The 15,000-nt window shown below is 72.5% G+C and carries 13 protein-coding genes and 2 pseudogenes; 5 read left to right on the top strand and 10 right to left on the bottom strand.

Annotated elements, in window-relative coordinates; genetic code table 11:
- Positions 1-38: 38 nt before the first annotated feature.
- The 5 genes from ACWGJO_RS32585 to ACWGJO_RS32565 all read right to left on the bottom strand — a co-directional run bounded on the left by ACWGJO_RS32585 (position 39) and on the right by ACWGJO_RS32565 (position 5,405).
- A complete protein-coding gene (locus tag ACWGJO_RS32585; protein ID WP_452189281.1) occupies positions 39-827 on the bottom strand; it encodes an ABC transporter ATP-binding protein in 789 nt (262 codons plus the stop codon).
- A gap of 240 nt (positions 828-1,067) precedes the next feature.
- Complete coding sequence (locus ACWGJO_RS32580; RefSeq protein ID WP_452189279.1) at positions 1,068-1,328, bottom strand: hypothetical protein; 261 nt, start codon at positions 1,326-1,328, stop codon at positions 1,068-1,070.
- Between the two features lie 146 nt (positions 1,329-1,474).
- Entirely contained in the window at positions 1,475-2,716 is a 1,242-nt protein-coding gene (locus tag ACWGJO_RS32575) for a sensor histidine kinase (protein ID WP_452189277.1), read from the bottom strand.
- A 2-nt stretch (positions 2,717-2,718) separates the two neighbouring features.
- Entirely contained in the window at positions 2,719-3,396 is a 678-nt protein-coding gene (gene cseB / locus ACWGJO_RS32570; RefSeq protein WP_452189311.1) for a two-component system response regulator CseB, read from the bottom strand.
- A 1,259-nt stretch (positions 3,397-4,655) separates the two neighbouring features.
- Positions 4,656-5,405: an XRE family transcriptional regulator gene (locus ACWGJO_RS32565; protein WP_452189275.1), complete on the bottom strand. Its 750-nt coding sequence runs from the start codon at positions 5,403-5,405 to the stop codon at positions 4,656-4,658.
- Positions 5,406-5,753: 348 nt separating this feature from the next.
- Here ACWGJO_RS32565 and ACWGJO_RS32560 point away from each other — a divergent pair, with 348 nt between their 5' ends.
- Entirely contained in the window at positions 5,754-6,782 is a 1,029-nt protein-coding gene (locus ACWGJO_RS32560; protein WP_452189274.1) for a terpene synthase family protein, read from the top strand.
- A 14-nt stretch (positions 6,783-6,796) separates the two neighbouring features.
- On the opposite strand, the gene ACWGJO_RS32555 is transcribed toward ACWGJO_RS32560, so the two are convergent.
- Together ACWGJO_RS32555 and ACWGJO_RS32550 are read right to left on the bottom strand one after the other, a co-directional pair.
- Positions 6,797-7,570 (bottom strand): SDR family NAD(P)-dependent oxidoreductase, encoded by a 774-nt coding sequence (locus tag ACWGJO_RS32555; protein WP_452189272.1) that lies wholly within the window; start codon positions 7,568-7,570, stop codon positions 6,797-6,799.
- A 323-nt stretch (positions 7,571-7,893) separates the two neighbouring features.
- A complete protein-coding gene (locus ACWGJO_RS32550; RefSeq protein ID WP_452189270.1) occupies positions 7,894-8,637 on the bottom strand; it encodes a MarR family transcriptional regulator in 744 nt (247 codons plus the stop codon).
- Between the two features lie 222 nt (positions 8,638-8,859).
- Here ACWGJO_RS32550 and ACWGJO_RS32545 point away from each other — a divergent pair, with 222 nt between their 5' ends.
- Positions 8,860-10,071, top strand: coding sequence for a serine hydrolase domain-containing protein (locus ACWGJO_RS32545; protein ID WP_452189268.1), 1,212 nt, complete (start codon positions 8,860-8,862; stop codon positions 10,069-10,071).
- 121 nt (positions 10,072-10,192) lie between these two features.
- Here ACWGJO_RS32545 and ACWGJO_RS32540 read toward each other — a convergent pair whose 3' ends face one another.
- On the bottom strand, positions 10,193-10,570 hold the full coding sequence (locus ACWGJO_RS32540; protein ID WP_452189266.1) for a winged helix-turn-helix transcriptional regulator: 378 nt from the start codon (positions 10,568-10,570) through the stop codon (positions 10,193-10,195).
- Positions 10,571-10,669: 99 nt separating this feature from the next.
- Between ACWGJO_RS32540 and ACWGJO_RS32535 the strand changes: the two genes are divergently transcribed.
- Entirely contained in the window at positions 10,670-11,311 is a 642-nt protein-coding gene (locus tag ACWGJO_RS32535) for an NAD(P)-dependent oxidoreductase (RefSeq protein ID WP_452189264.1), read from the top strand.
- A gap of 173 nt (positions 11,312-11,484) precedes the next feature.
- Here ACWGJO_RS32535 and ACWGJO_RS32530 read toward each other — a convergent pair whose 3' ends face one another.
- Complete coding sequence (locus ACWGJO_RS32530) at positions 11,485-13,335, bottom strand: gamma-glutamyltransferase family protein (protein ID WP_452189263.1); 1,851 nt, start codon at positions 13,333-13,335, stop codon at positions 11,485-11,487.
- Positions 13,336-13,639: 304 nt separating this feature from the next.
- Here ACWGJO_RS32530 and ACWGJO_RS32525 point away from each other — a divergent pair, with 304 nt between their 5' ends.
- A complete protein-coding gene (locus ACWGJO_RS32525; RefSeq protein WP_452189261.1) occupies positions 13,640-13,807 on the top strand; it encodes a hypothetical protein in 168 nt (55 codons plus the stop codon).
- Positions 13,804-14,421: pseudogene (locus ACWGJO_RS32520) on the top strand (TetR-like C-terminal domain-containing protein). The gene ACWGJO_RS32525 and the pseudogene ACWGJO_RS32520 overlap by 4 nt, the downstream one beginning before the upstream one ends.
- A gap of 85 nt (positions 14,422-14,506) precedes the next feature.
- On the opposite strand, the pseudogene ACWGJO_RS32515 reads toward ACWGJO_RS32520, so the two are convergent.
- Positions 14,507-15,000 (bottom strand): annotated as a pseudogene (locus ACWGJO_RS32515) (ammonium transporter); the annotation flags it as partial.

Here is a 15,000-nt window from a genome sequence, read left to right as displayed (position 1 = left end):
AGTCATGGGAGCTTTCGGACGTCGGGGAGGGCAGGGAATCAGCCGGCGGAGGCGGGGGCCTCGTGGTTCCCCCCGGAGAAGCGCCGCAGCTCGTCCAGCACCCGGTCCGGCGTCGGGTGCGCCATCTCGCCGGCCAGCCTCCCGTCGGCCAGGAACACCACCCGGTCCGCGTAGCCGGCGGCCACCGGGTCGTGGGTAACCATCACCACCGTCTGCCCCAACTCCCCCACGGAGTCGCGCAAAAAGCCGAGCACCTCGGCGCCGGCCCGCGAGTCGAGGTTGCCGGTCGGCTCATCACCGAACACGATCGCGGGGCGGGCGACCAGCGCCCGGGCGACCGCGACGCGCTGCTGCTGCCCGCCTGAGAGCTCGGCCGGACGGTGTCCGAGGCGCTGGGAGAGGCCGACCATCGACACCACCCGGTCCAGCCACTGCCGGTCGGGCTTGCGCCCGGCCAGCGACAGCGGGAGCGTGATGTTCTCCAGCGCGGTCAGCGTGGGCAGCAGGTTGAACGCCTGGAAGATGAACCCGACCCGGTCGCGCCGCAGTTGGGTGAGCTGCCGGTCCCCCAGGCCGCCCAGCTCCGTCGTCCCGATCCGGACGGAGCCCGAGGTGGGGGTGTCCAGCCCGGCCGCGCAGTGCATCAGGGTGGACTTGCCGCAGCCGGACGGGCCCATGATCGCGGTGAACTCGCCCTCCCGGAAGGCGATGCTGACGCCGTCCAGGGCGGTGACCCGGGTGTCGCCGCTGCCGTAGACCTTGGTCAGGTCGGTGGTGGCGGCGGCGATCCCCGGTGTCGTGTGCGGGGCAAGGGGGTTGGCGGTCACGGTGGGGGCTCCTGTCCGAAGTGCGAATCACTGCACGTCGAAGGGTGTCCAACCGATGTATCGGCGTCCTGGTCTGCCGTGTATCAGTGACCGCTCCGCTGTGCGGCAGTTCTGTAGCACCCACGGCGGACCTACGACAGGTACGACAGGTACGACAGGTACGACAGGTACGAGAGGTACGACAGCTACGGCAGGACCCCTCAGCGGATCTTCGCCGAGGGGTCCTGTTCCTTCGCGTGCCTACCGGCGCCCGGACCTCGCCACGACCGCCCGGGCCAGCAGGCCGACCGCCAGGACCGTCCCGCCGACGAACAGCCCGATCACACCGAGCACCCCAGCGGGCTGCCCCGTCTCCCCCGCCGCCGAGTCCGCCGCGAAGGCACTGACGATCAGCGTCACGGACGCCGCCACGGCGAGGGTACCCACGCCCCACGCTCCCCTGACCATGGCGACCTCTCCCCGGCTCGGCCGGACAACGGCTGCGGTGTCGGGGTTGCTCATGGTTGTCTCCTCATCTGGGTGCGAATCGTCTTCCGGGTACGGATCGACTGCACTTCGAAGGGTGTCCGAGCAACGTATCGGTCCCCATGACCGCCGCGTATCAACGCCCGCTCCGCTTCGCAGCGGTCCGGTAACAGCCAAGGCGCTCAGCTCGGCAGCCGCAGCGTGGCCACCGCCCTGCGGGCCCCCGCCCCGCTGTCCGTTGCGTTGGCGAAGCTCAGCTCCGCGCCCAGCACCCGCGCCTGCCCCACCGCGATGGTCAGCCCGAGCCCGTGCCCGGTACCCCGCCCGGCGTCCCCGGTCCGGAACCGGCGCGGCCCCTCCCGCAGCAGCTCCGCGGGGAAGCCGGGGCCGTGGTCACGCACGACGACCGTCCGGCCCTCGACGCTGACCAGCACCGGAGCGGCCCCGTGCCGGTGGGCGTTCACCACCAGGTTCCCGACGATCCGCTCCAGCCGCCGGGGGTCGGTCTCCACCGACGCCGCTTCCGTCACGGAGACCTCGGCCTCGAACCCGGTCCGTGCCACCGCCTCCCGCACGACCTCCCCGAGCGGCACCCGGGCCCGCACCGGCTGCTCCGCCCCCGCGTCCAGGCGGGAGACCTCCAGCAGGTCCTCGACCAGCCCCCGCAGATCCCGCACCCGGCCCCGGATCAGGTCCTCCGTCTCCCCCTCCGGCAGCAGGTCCACGGCGGCCAGCAGTCCGCCCACCGGGGTGCGCAGCTCGTGCGCCACGTCAGCCGTGAACTGCCGTTCGGTACGCAGCCGTTGGCCGAGGCTGTCGGCCATCGCATCCACCGTCGCGGCGATCCTCGTCACCTCGTCGTGCCCCTTGGTCGGGCCGGTGCGGGCGTCGAGGTCCCCGGCGGAGATCCGCCCGGCCGTCTCGGCGACCCGGCCCAGCCGGCGGGCGAGCAGCGAGGCGCCGTACCCGGCCAGTGGCGCGGCGAGCGCGAGGGAGAGCAGCGAGGCGACCACCACGGCCACGTCCAGCCGGGGCAGGTTGGACAGCTCCGGGCCCATGTTGACCCGATACGCCAGCACCGGGCTGCCCGGCCCGCCGGTGCGCTGGGCGGCCCAGTAGCTCGGTCCGTCGTTCCCGTCGTAGGCGGTGTGCCGGTCGCCGTCGGCCGGGTGGCGCAGTGCGGCGGGCAGCTCCGCCGGGTCCAGCTCGGCCCCATCCGCCAGGGCGCCCGTGCGCCGGTAGACGTCCATCGTCGAGTACACCGCGTTGAAGGCCCGGGCCTCGGACCGGCCGCGGATGTCCTGCGCGGTCCACAGGTGCACCAGCACCCCGACCGCCACCGCGACCAGGCAGGCGGTGGCGGCGGCCAGCGCGGCGATCTTCCACCGCAGGGAGGACCAGCGCCGGAGTAGGGTACGAGGCATGCTCAGCGCCTGAGCTTGTAGCCGAAGCCGCGCACGGTCTCGATCCGGTCGCGGCCGAGCTTGCGGCGCAGCCGCTGCACGCACAGGTCGACGACCCGGCTGTCGCCGTCCCAGCCGTAGTCCCAGACGTTGCGTAGCAGGGTGTGCCGCTCCAGCACCACCCCGGGGTGGGCGGCGAACTCCAGCAGCACCTTCAGCTCGGTCGGGGTCAGCGCCACCGGCTTCCCGCCGACGGACACCTCCATGCCGGCAGTGTCGACGGCGAGGTCCCCGAACACGAGCACCTCCCCGTCCGGTGCCGGGGACGAGGGCTCCGGGGCGGGTGCGTACGTCGCCCGCCGCAGCAGCGAACGGATCCGCGCCACCAGCACGTAGGTGTCCACCGGCTTGACCACGTAGTCGTCCGCCCCGGCCTCCAGCCCGGCGACGACGTCGAGCCCGTCACCGCGCGCGGACGTCATCAGCACCGGCACCAGGCTGCTCTCCCGGACCCTGCGGCACAGGCCGATCCCGTCCAGGCCGGGCAGCATCACGTCCAGGATCAGCAGGTCGAACCGCTCGTTCCGGAACAACTCCAGCCCGGTGAGGCCGTCCGCCGCGGCCGTCATCTCGTAGCCGTAGCGCTCCAGCGCGACGGTGAAGGAGCGGCGCATCAGCTCGTCGTCCTCCACCAGCAGCACCCGGACGGGGCGAGCGGGGGCCTCGGTCGGGATGTGAGAGGGCTGGGAGGGCAAGGACGGACAACTCCTGTTTCGGACGACGAGGAGATCACCCTCCCGCGCGCGCGGTCGGTGACCAGAAAGGAATGATACGGGCGGTCTCGGCAACGGTGACCGCGAGACGAAGACGGCCCCGACCGGCGAGGCGGCCGAGGCCTTCCTTGTGCCATGGTGGGCACGGGTGGAGAACACGAGATTCGCACTCGTGAGGGAGATGCCCCCGGCACGCGGCTGGAGCACGGTGCCGGCGGGAACGATCACGCCATCGCCGATGACCGCGCCGAACTTGGTCTGGCCGGTAGCGACGAGGTGTCCGTCGAGGTGGGCGCAGACCTCTTCGGTGGCCGGTTCGGTGACCGGGCCGGAGGTGACCCGCAGGCCGGTGGTGGAGACGAACGCGCCGATGTTGACACCGAGGCCGAGCACGGAGTCGCCGACGAAGCTGCTGTGCTTCATGAAGACGCCACCGGTCAGCAGGGAGCGGGTGACCTCGGCTCCGAACCCGATGCGGCAGCCGGGGCCGACGACGGTGTTGTCGCGCACCCTGGCTCCGGCCTCGATCAGCGCGCCGGAGCACACCAGCACCGGGCCGGTGACGAACGCGCCGTCGGAGATGACGGCCCCGGGTGCCACGATCACGTGGCCCCGGACGCTGGCACCGGGCTCGATGATCCCGGTCGACTCCGGCAGCGGGATGTCCAGGTTGCCGGTCAGCAGGTCGGTGATGGCCTTCTTGAGCCCGAACACGGTCGGGCAGCAGTTCAGCAGCTCCAGCACGACCGGATCGGTGACGTGCTCGGTGTCGAAGTAGTGATCGGGGGTGGTGCGGTAGTCGATACGCTCCAGCTCGGTGTGCAGCTCGGGCGCGTCGGTCAGCCGGTGCATGGCTGGATCTCCTCTCGGGCGAGCGAGTGGAAGAAAGGGCGGGCCGTCACAACGGCCAGCGGGTGCCTCAGAAAGCAGGCAGGTCAGGCACGGTCACCGCCTTCCCGGGGCCGACCTCGGCCGGGTGGTCGTGGATCACCAGGCCGAGCAGGGCGAGTACGGGCAGGTACGGGGGCGGCCCAGGAGATGCCGAGCCGGCTGGCGGGCAGCGGTGAGGTGCTGGGCGTTGGCTTGGGAGTGCCTTCGGCAGCAGGGGGAGAGGTGACGTCCCCAGTGAACCGCCGGGCGAAAGGCCGGATCCGTAGCCGGACTACGGGCCATAGTCCGGCTACGGGTCAGCTGATCCGAACGCCCGCCCGGGCGGCGAAGTCCCGGATGCCGGGCAGCTTACGGTCGTGCCGTAGCAGGGTGGTGGCGAGGTCGCGGACGGCGCCCCGGCGGATTTCCTGTGGGGCCACTTCCTCGGCGGCCAGCAGAGCCCGGTAGCACTGTTCGGGCTTGCCCCACTGGTCGAATGCTCGGGCCACGTCGGTGAAGAAGCGGGCTTGCCGTTCGGCGGTCGGCAGTGCGGTGGGGTCGATCGTGGAGGCCGGCTCGATCGCCCGGCCGGCGTCGCCGAGCTCGTAGTGCACGGACAGCTCGTGCAGGGCGACGCCTTGGATGCCGTCCACCAGGCCGGAGGCCCGGCCGGCGGCTGCGGCGCTGTCGGCGGCTTCACGGATCAACGAGTGCGCGTAGGCGCGGTCGCCGGTCTTCGCGGCGGTGCAGGCCGCGGTGGCGTACAGGTCGCCGCGGGCGGCTAGGCGGGCGGACTCGGGCACGGTGGTGTCGGCGAGGAGGTCTTCGGCGGCGACCACCACGATGTCGGCTGCTCGGGCCAAACTCCCCTGGCGGCGCCAGGCGCTGGAGACCATGCGCTGTGCCTCGGCGACCACCAGCGGGTCACCGCCGTCCCGGGCGGCGGTGAGCGCGCGGTCGGCGGTGATGGCAACCGGGTTGTTGTCGCCGATCTTGATGCACAGCCGGACCGCGAGGTTGTAGAGCCGGGCGACGTTGCGAGCCCTTTCCTCTGCGCTGCCAACCATCTGCGCGGCGGCGATCCGGCTCAGCAGGGCCTCGGCGGCGCGTCGTACCTGGCTGCCTTGAACTCACGATGGGACGTCAGGAGAGAACAGGGCGGCAGTCGCCAGGGTCAGGAACGGGCGGCGTCGCACATCGTCCTCCTCGGCAGCGGAAGTGTTCGTCAGCGTATCGGAGGCGGACCTGCGGGGGACGGACCTCGCCCGGTCCGGAAGCACCGACATCGGACGGCCATGGGAACGAGTTTGGGGATGATTGGGATCATCCGGTGGTGGACATGATGATCTCGATTCGGCGGAGTCCACGGGGGTGCACGCGTCCGCTCCGCAGGCGTGCGGAAGGGGCTCGGAGCGGTGGAGCGTGACCTGCTGGTTGTCCTGCCCGAGGCCGGGGCCCACCGTGCGGAGCTCCGGCTGTGGCCCTTCGACCTCCCCTTCCCGTACCGGATCAGCCCCTGGCACGAGCAGGTGGGCGCGCACAGCCGGGGCTGGGTCCGGGAGACGGGGCTGGCCCCGGACGACACGGCCCTGCGGCGGCACGACCGGTACGACATGGCGCTGTTCGCCTGCCTGAGCTATCCCGACGCCGCCCGTGACGGGCTCGACCTGGTCGCGGACTGGGTCTCCTGGTGGTCGATCTGGAACGACTTCCCGGACGACCCGGACTTCATCGGCACCCCGGGGCGGGCCGAGGCCTTCTTCGTCCCCCTCACCGCCGTCCTCGACTCACCCGGCCCGCGGCCCGAGGACCCGCAGTCCGGCGGCACGTGGCCCGGTGACCCGCACACCCGTGCCTTCGCCGACATCTGGCGCCGGTGGTGCGAGGGGATGTCACCCGCGTTCACCGCACGCACCAGGGAGAACTGGAAGCACTGGTTCGCCGCCTACCTCACCCGCTGCGAACAGCGGCGCGAGCACGCCCTCCTCGACGTCGACGAGTACCTCGCCCTGCGCGAGGTCACCGGCGCCGCCCGCCTGGAGATGGACGCCGCCGAGCGCTGCGGCCGGTACGAGGTCCCGGACGACGTTCTCGGCAGCCGCCTCCTGCAGCGGATGCGCCACCTCACCGCACAGGTCATCAACATCACCCAGGACGTCCAGTCCCTGGCGAAGGAGGAGGCCGCCGGCGACCGGCACAACCTGGTGATCGTCCTCGAACAGCGGCACGGCGCAACCCGCGAACAGGCCCTCACCCGGATCCACTCGATGACCCGCGAGCACACCGACGCCTTCCTCCGGGCCGAGGCCGAACTGCCGGGTCTGCTCGACCACCTCGGGATCGCCGTCGAGCGGCGGGCGCCGGTGCACCGCCACGTGGCCGACCTGCGCTCGTTGATGCGCGGCTGCTTCGACTTCTGCGCGGCCTCGGGGCGGTACCGGTAGCCGCGGCCGGCCCCCTACTTGCCGACCAGCACCCGGGCGACGATCCCGCTGAGCGCCCTGGGCGCCAGGCGACGGGCCGTCCACAGGGCCCGGGTCCCCCGCCCGGGAAAGGCCCACGACCGGCCGCGCGCCAGCGCCCGGTCCATCGAGTCCAGCACCGCCTCGGCACTCAGTCCCCGGCGGGGGCCGAGGAGTTGCGGGGTCTCGACGCGGATCCGGTCCAGCATCGGGGTCTCCACGGCCGGCGGGCAGACGCACAGGACCCGGATGCCGTCCGCGCGGTGCTCCGCCGCGACGATCTCGGCAAGGAAGTGCACCGCCGCCTTCGCCGCGCCGTACCCGCCGCCCAGCGGGACCGGCACCCAGCCGCCGATCGACCCGAACAGCACCACCTCTCCCCCGCCCCGGGCCGCCATCGACGGCACCACCGCGTGAACCACCCGCAGTGTGCCGCCGTAGACGATGTCCATCACGCGAAGGGTGTCCGCCGGTTCCCGCTCGAGCAGGCTCCCCATCACGGCGACACCCGCGCAGTGCACGAGCCTGCGCGGCGGGCCCAACTCCCGCTCCACGTCGAGGACCACGGTGGCGACGGCCGTCCCGTCGGTGACATCGCAGACGAACGGGCGCACCCCGGACGCCTCCGCGGCCAGGCGGCCGAGACCGGCCGCGTCCACGTCGAGGGCCGCGACCGTCCAGCCCGCCCGGGCCAGCCGCAGAGCCGCCGCCCGGCCGATACCGCTGGCAGCGCCGGTGACGACGGCGACATCTCCTCGCAAGGACGCCATGCTCCTGCTCCTGGGCTTGACTCGGCTTGACTCGGCTTGACTCGGTCGGGGATCTCGCTGTTCGGCTGCAGGTGATCACGGTGGTGCGCCGGTCTCACGGGCGCACGATGCCGCGAGGCTTCCGAGAGGTTCGAGATGTCGGTCCGTCCCCGGGTGTGCGCCAAGGTCCCAGTATTGACGCACGGATGGCGCGGGCCAGCAACCCCGGTGGCACAACGGCGATGTGGGTGTGCGACCGCCTCGGTGGATGGTGCCGAGGAGGTCGTTCTTCTGCCAGGTCCGGTCGACGGCCGGCAGAGTGACCGCGTGTGCCCGGGGCAGGCTCACTCCCGGGGCTCGCCGGCCTCGGCGGCCGTGTCACGGGCCCACTGCCGTCGCCTCCGCTGGGCGGCGCGGACGATGTCCGCCCCCATGTGCTCCAGGAAGGCAGAGCCCTCGGCCATCCTCGCGCCGGCCGGGGTGTCCGGGCCGAGCAGGTCCGCGCCGTCGCGCGCGAACTCGGCCAGCAGGGCGTTGCGTTGGGCGCTCGCAAGCAGGGACCGGTACCAGATGTCGTCGTCGACGACGTAGCGCTCGCGCTGGGCGTCGGCGTCCCGTTCGCGCCGCACCAGCTCCTGGTCCGCGAGGTAGCCGATCGCCTTGGAGACCGATGCCGGGCTCACCCCGAGCCGCTGCACCAGCTCGGCGGCGGTCAGGCTGCCGCGGTCGGTGACGTAGAGGCAGGCGAGGACCCGACCGACCATGCGCGGCATGCCGAGGTGCGCCAGTAGCTCGGCCAGTCGCGCCGCGTACTCCTCCACCGCCGCCGGATCGCGGCCGTCGCCGGGGCCGGCGCTGCCCTCCGGCACCCGGGGCGGGGCGGCCCTGCTCCGCCGGGAGCGCCGTACGGTGGCGCGTTGCGCGTTGTCCGCCCGGTAGCCGGACGGGCCGCCGTTGCGGGCGATCTCGCGGGTGACCGTGGAGGTGGGGCGGTCGAGCTGCCGGGCGATCTCCCCGTAGCCCAGCCCCGCGGTGAGCCCCGCGGCGATCAGGCGGCGCTCTTCCCGGGTCAGTCTGGCGCCTGGCACGGGCGCTCCTCTCGTCGCTGCCGAGTATGCGGCGCCTTCGATCCCATTGCAACAGTCGGATGCCGGTCCCATTGCATTAGTCGGCACTGTCATTGCAAGGAATTATCGCTTCTCAGCTGGGAGTTCCAGCCTGGAGGAGCGTCAGGGCATTGAGGGATTGGCGAATACGGACCTAGCCTTTTCCCCGTCAGTGAAACCGATCGCGCTCAGGGGGAGACCACCGTGAAGACCACCGCCCGCACCGCACTCACCACCGCCCTCGTCGGCACCCTGCTGGCCGCCGGGCCGACCGCTTCCGCCACGGCGGCCACCGCGGCCACCCCGGCCGCCTCCGCCGTCGAGCGCCCGCACGGCGGTGTCCAGTCGGTGCTCGACCGCGCGGTGTCCGAGGCCGGTCTGCCGGGAGCTCGGGCGGAGGTCAGCGACGGCGACTCGACCTGGTTCGGGACGGCCGGCAGCGCCGACCTGGACACCGGCCGCGCGATGGCGCCGAAGGACCGGTTCAGGATCGGCAGCACCACCAAGACCTTCGTCGCCACCGTCGTCCTCCAACTGGCGGCCGAGCAGCGGCTCGGCCTGGACGACAGCGTCGAGCACTGGCTGCCCGGCCTGGTGGACGGCCACGGCTACGACGGCTCCCGGATCACCGTCCGCCAGCTGCTGAACCACACCAGCGGCGTCTACAACTACGTCGACGCCCCGCAGTTCGAGAGCCGCTTCGTCGGCACGCCGTTCCTGCAGCACCGGTTCGACGAGCTCACGCCGCGAGAGCTCGTCGAGGCCGCCGTCGCCAACGGCCCGAAGTTCGCCCCGGGGACCGGTTGGGCCTACTCCAACACCAACTACGCGCTGGCCGGGATGATCGTGGAGAAGGCCACCGGCCGCACTCTCGCCCAGGAGATCGCCGAGCGGATCACCAAGCCGCTCCACCTCAAGAGCACCTACGAAGCGACCGCCGGCGACCCGCGCATCCACGGCCCGCACGGCCGCCACTACTCCACGCTGATGGAGCGGAAGGAGGACGCTCCGGTCTACGACGTGACCGAGCTCGACCCCTCCTGGGGGTACGGCTCCGGCGACATGATCTCCACCACCGGCGACCTCACCACCTTCTTCCGCGCCCTGCTCGAAGGACGGCTGCTGCCGCCCGCCCAGCAGGGCGAGATGTTCACCGTGCTGGACACGCGGGGAAACTGGATCCCGGGCACCCGGTACGGCCTGGGCGTCGCCTCACAGGAGCTGTCCTGCGGCACGGTCTGGGGCATGGGCGGCGCGATCAACGGGTCCTGGTCCTACACCTTCGGGACGCGCGACGGCCGCCACCTGCTCTCCACCGAGGTCAACGGCGACTGGGCCAAGGGAAGCTGGGGATCGCCGGTCGGGGTCTTCACCGCCGAGCTGGAGGCGGAGTTCTGCCCGGCGCCCGCCTCCTGAGGCAGCCGCGGACGACACCGGGTACACGGTCGTGAGACTGGTGGGCTCGCATGTCGAAGTGTCGCGCATTCGTCGTGACGGCGCCGGATGAGATCACCGCGAGTTCGGCAGCACTGTTGAATCAGCTGGTGCGGCCGGCGGGCGATGCTGCTTCGCGCGCCTCGATGAGCTCGTCCAGGTGTGCCTCCGCCCAGGCACGTGCCGCTTCCAGCAGATCAAGGAGGCTCCGGCCGAGCGGGGTCAGTTCGTACTGGACGTGCTGGGCAGGTCCGACATGGACGGTTCGGACGACGAAGCCGTCACGCTCCAGAGCCCGGAGGGACTGTGTGAGCACCTTGGACGAGATGTTCCGCAGTGGAACGCGCAGTTCGGAGAACCGTCGGGGGCCGTTCTCAAGGCATTGGATGATCATCCCGGCCCACTTGTCTCCCACACGGATCGGAACCAGGTCGGAGGGGCAGAGCGGGTCGAACATGTCTGGATCCAAGGGCTTGGTCACTGGACCCACCATAGTGCGGTATCCAGGAGGTAACCATGGATGTGGCTACCTTGCTCGGACAGGCAGGCAGAGCTTCCTGAGAAGCGAGGCGGGTAGTCAATGAGCAAGATCATTGTTTTCGGGGCAGGCGGACGCGCCGGGCGAGCAGCTGTCGGCGAGGCCCTCCAGCGCGGGCACCAGGTCACTGCTGTTGTCCGGAACCCAGCGAAGTATCACGACCTTGAAGGTGCGGGAGTCCGACTCCTGGCCGGTGATGTCACCGACACCGACGCTGTTGCCGATCTCGCGGCTGGGCATGACGCCGCGATCACGGCCGCCTACGATGGCGGCGCCCAACCGGACGTCTTCTTCACAGCCGCTGCCCACGCTCTCCTCGATGGGCTGGCGCGAGCGGGTGTGGGGCGGCTGGTCGCCGTCGGCTTGGCGGCAACACTGGAGACCGCTGACGGGACGACTCTGATGGACACCCCGGGCTTTCCGCAGGAATACCGGCCCTTCTGCCTCGCTCATGCGGCTGGGACGGCTGTGTTGCGTGCCTCGGTGACCGCTGTGGACTGGCTGGTCGTCAGCCCAGCAGGTGACTTCGACAACGCCGAGGTGTGCTCCGGCCGGTATTCCGTGGTCGTCGTCAACATGGACAGCCGCATCTCCCACAGTGACTTCGCGCTCGCGCTGCTCGATGAGATCGACACCCCTCGTCACCACCGCGTGCAGATCGGCGTCGAAGGGGCATACGGCTGACATCCCCTCGGCACCCCTTCGGCCCCATACCGTCCGCCGACGGTACGGGGCCCGGCCGCGCGCCCGGCGGCCACCGACACACCGTCACATGACGGATGCCGGACCGCCCCCGCGCGGACCACACTGGGCGGTACGGGCTCCTGTCGGCCGCCGCACGTTCCGGCGGCGCCCGGTCACCGTCCGGCCGCGTAGGCCTGCATGCCGCGCGGGTCGGCAGCGGCCGACAGGAGCCCGGTGCGCGGATCGCGGGCGACCGCGCAGACCCGGCCCTCGCTCCACGGACCGGCGACCCGCAGCCGGTGCCGGCGTCGGCGCAGCTCGGCGATGGCGGCCTCGCCGATCCGCGCCTCGACGACGACCCGGGCCGGGTCCATGGTGTGGGGGTGGAAGGAGGACGGGAAGCTCTCCTGGTGCCAGTTCGGGGCGTCGACGGCGCCCTGGAGGTCGAGGCCGCCGCGCACGGCCGGGCGGAGGGCGACGGCCAGGAAGAAGTGCAGGGTCCACTGGTCCTGGGCGTCGCCGCCCGGTGTGCCGAAGGCCAGCACCGGCTCGCCGTCCCGTAGCGCCAACGAGGGGGACAGCGTGGTGCGCGGACGGCGGCCGGGGGCCAGGGAGTTGGGCAGTCCCGGTTCGAGCCGGGCCATCTGGAGGCGCGTCCCGAGCGGGAATCCCAGGTCCGGGACGACGGGGCTGGACTGCAGCCAGCCGCCGCTGGGTGTGGCGGAGACCATGTTGCCCCAGCGGTCGACCACGTCCACGTGGCAGGTGTCGCCGTTGGTGGCCCCGTCGGCGGTGATGGTGGGACTATCCGGGCCGCTGGAACTGCTCGGATCGGTGACGGTCGGCTCGCCGCCGCCGAGCGCCATCGCCCAGTCGCCGGTCCCCGGGGCGGCGACGGCGCGTCGGCCGAGTCGTGGCGGCCGGCCGCCGGGGCGGCCGGGGCAGAGCTCGGCGGAGGCGAACTCGCCGATCAGCGAGCGGCGTTCGGCGCTGTAGGCGGGATCGAGCAGGTCGGCCACGGTGACGTCGGCGTGTTCGGGGTGGTCGCCGTACCAGGCCTCCCGGTCGGCCATGGCCAGCTTGCCGCCCTCGATCAGCGTGTGGAGGTACTCCGGTCCGCCGTACTGCGGGCCCTTCGACCCGAAGTCGTCCGGCAGCAGGGCGAGTTGCTGGAGGAAGACCGGCCCCTGGCTCCACATCCCCGGCTTGCAGACCGTCCAGCCGCCCCACTCGTGGCTGACCGGCTCCTCGTACGTCGCCTCGAAGGCCGCGAGGTCGTCGCCCGTGAGCACTCCGGCGTGCGGCACTCCCGAGGTGTCCATCGCCGGGCGCGCGACGAACTCGGCCAGCGCTGCCGCGACGAACCCCTCTCGCCAGACCCGCCGCGCCGCGTTGATCTGCTGCTCCCGCCCCGCCCCGGCGGCCTCCGCCTCCGCCAGCAGCCGCCGCCAGGTGTCGGCGAGACGGACGTTGCGCAGCAGCGCGCCCGCGGCCGGCGGACGGCCGTCCGGCAGGTAGAGCGCGGCCGAGCTCGGCCAGTGCCGCTCGAACTGCTCGCGGACCGCCGTGACGGCCGCCCCGATGGCCGGCACCGCCGGATACCCGTGTTCCGCATGGCCGATGGCGTACCGGAGCACCTCGGAGAGGCGTTTGGTGCCGTGGTCGCGGAGCAGCAGCAGCCAGGCGTCGAAGGCGCCGGGGACGGTGGCGGCCAGCGGCCCGGTGCCGGGCACCTCGTCCAGGCCGAGCGCGCTGTAGTGCCCGATGGTGGCCGCGGCGGGTGCGCCGCCCTGGCCGCAGAGCACCTGCGGGCGTCCTCCGGCCGGGGCGAGGATGATCGGCACCTCGCCGGCCGGGCCGTTCATGTGCGGTTCGACGACCTGGAGCGTGAACCCCGCGGCAACGGCGGCGTCGAAGGCGTTGCCGCCGTCCTCCAGCACCGCCGTTGCCGCCGCGGTGGCCAGCCAGTGGGACGAGGCCGCCATGCCGAAGGTGCCCTGCAGGGTCGGACGGGTGGTGAACATGCGAGTCCTCCTTGGGTTCGGCCCGGCTGTCGGGGATCCCTACCCGGCGCTCGCCCGGATTGAAAGCCCGCCCGGGCCCCCCGTTCCGTCGGCAACGGTCGGGGAACCGCTGCGGGACCGCAAGCACGACAGCCCGGACGGGCAAGCCCGACGGCCCCCACGGGAAGGCGCGGCCGCCCCGACGGGCAAGGGAAAGGACGGCCGGAGCCCGGTGCTCCGGCCGCCCTTCGGGCAGGTCCTACCAACGGCGGCGCGGTGGCGGCGGTCGCCGCCCCGCCGCACGTCCTCGACGAGAAGCGTGTACGTGCCGTTCTCCTCGACGAGTTCGACGGCGAAGAGCAGTGTCCTGGTGGAGGTTTCCATCGGGGTCCTGGGCTTGGGTGTCGTTGAGCCAGGCGGTCCAGGCCGCGGTGGCCTGCTGCTCGTCGGCGTCCTCGGCGAACAGGTGGTGGCCGAGGTGATCGACACATGACCGAGGAACCAGCGGAACCCGAGGGAGCGGCGGAGCCGATCCGCCGCCGCCCGGGCGGCCGCGCCGCACGCGTCCGCCAGGCCGTCCTGGCGGCCACCCCGGCGATGCTCGCCGAGGAGGGCGTCGCCGGCCTCGGCATCGCCGGGGTCGCGGCCCGCGCCGGCGTCAACGAGACCACGGTGCACCGGCGTTGGGGCAGCCGGGAGAAGCTCGTGCTGCACACCATGCTCACCGGGAGCAGCGAGGGCATCAGCGTCCCGGACACCGGTGACGTCCGCACCGACCTGGCCGCCTTCGCCCGCTCCCTGGCCGAGTACCTCGCCACCCCGACCGGGCGGTCCGTCGCCCGGGCGGCCGCGCTCAGCTCCGACGACCCCAGCCTCGCCGAGGCCTGGCAGGCCTTCTTGTAGTCCCGCCTCGACCAGGCCGGCATCGTCATCAGCCGGGCCGTCGAGCGCGGGGAGCTCCCGGCGGGCACCGAGACCGCCCTGGCGCTGGAACTGCTCTGCTCCCCGCTCCAGACCCGCTCCCTGCTCGGCCACCGCCCGATCGAGCCGGACCTGCCGGAGCGCCTGTCGGACCCGGTGCTGGACGGCCTGCGGGGGCGAGCCTGAGGCCCGACCCCTCAGGCCGACCGCGAACCGCGCGCTCCGAGGAGGCCCGCGGGAAGGGCACGTCGGAGGGCGGCCTTGTCCGATGTCAGTTGTCGGTTCCCTTGCGTTCCGCCTCCTCGGAGGCGTTCCTTCCCCGGCCTCGTCGAAGCGCTCCCAGCAGGCGCCCGACCAGCGATCCCGGCCCGGTCAGGGGCTCCACGGGAGCCGGCCCGGGGACCCGCACCGTCGTGAAGTCGTAGGCGGTCTCGGCGTGTTCGCTCTGATCGATACCGGACCTCTCGGCCTCCCGAGGGACCCGGAAGCCGATGGTCCGCTGGATCGCCCGGCCGAGCAGCCAGGAGAGCGTGAAGGAGTAGACGGCGACCACCGCGACCCCGACCGCCTGCTTGCCGAGCTGCCCGAAGCCGCCGCCGTAGAACAGGCCCCTGGCGCTCTGGCCGACCCCGCCGGTGGCGAGGAGGCCGATCAGCAGCGAGCCGATCGCCCCGCCGACGGCGTGCACGCCCACCACGTCGAGCGAGTCGTCGAAGCCCCAGCGGTACTTGAGCGAGACGGCGGCGCAGCAGACCGCGCCCGCGA

It is taken from the genome of Kitasatospora sp. NPDC054795 (assembly GCF_053611565.1).
This window is presented reverse-complemented; position numbering and strand designations above follow the sequence as displayed.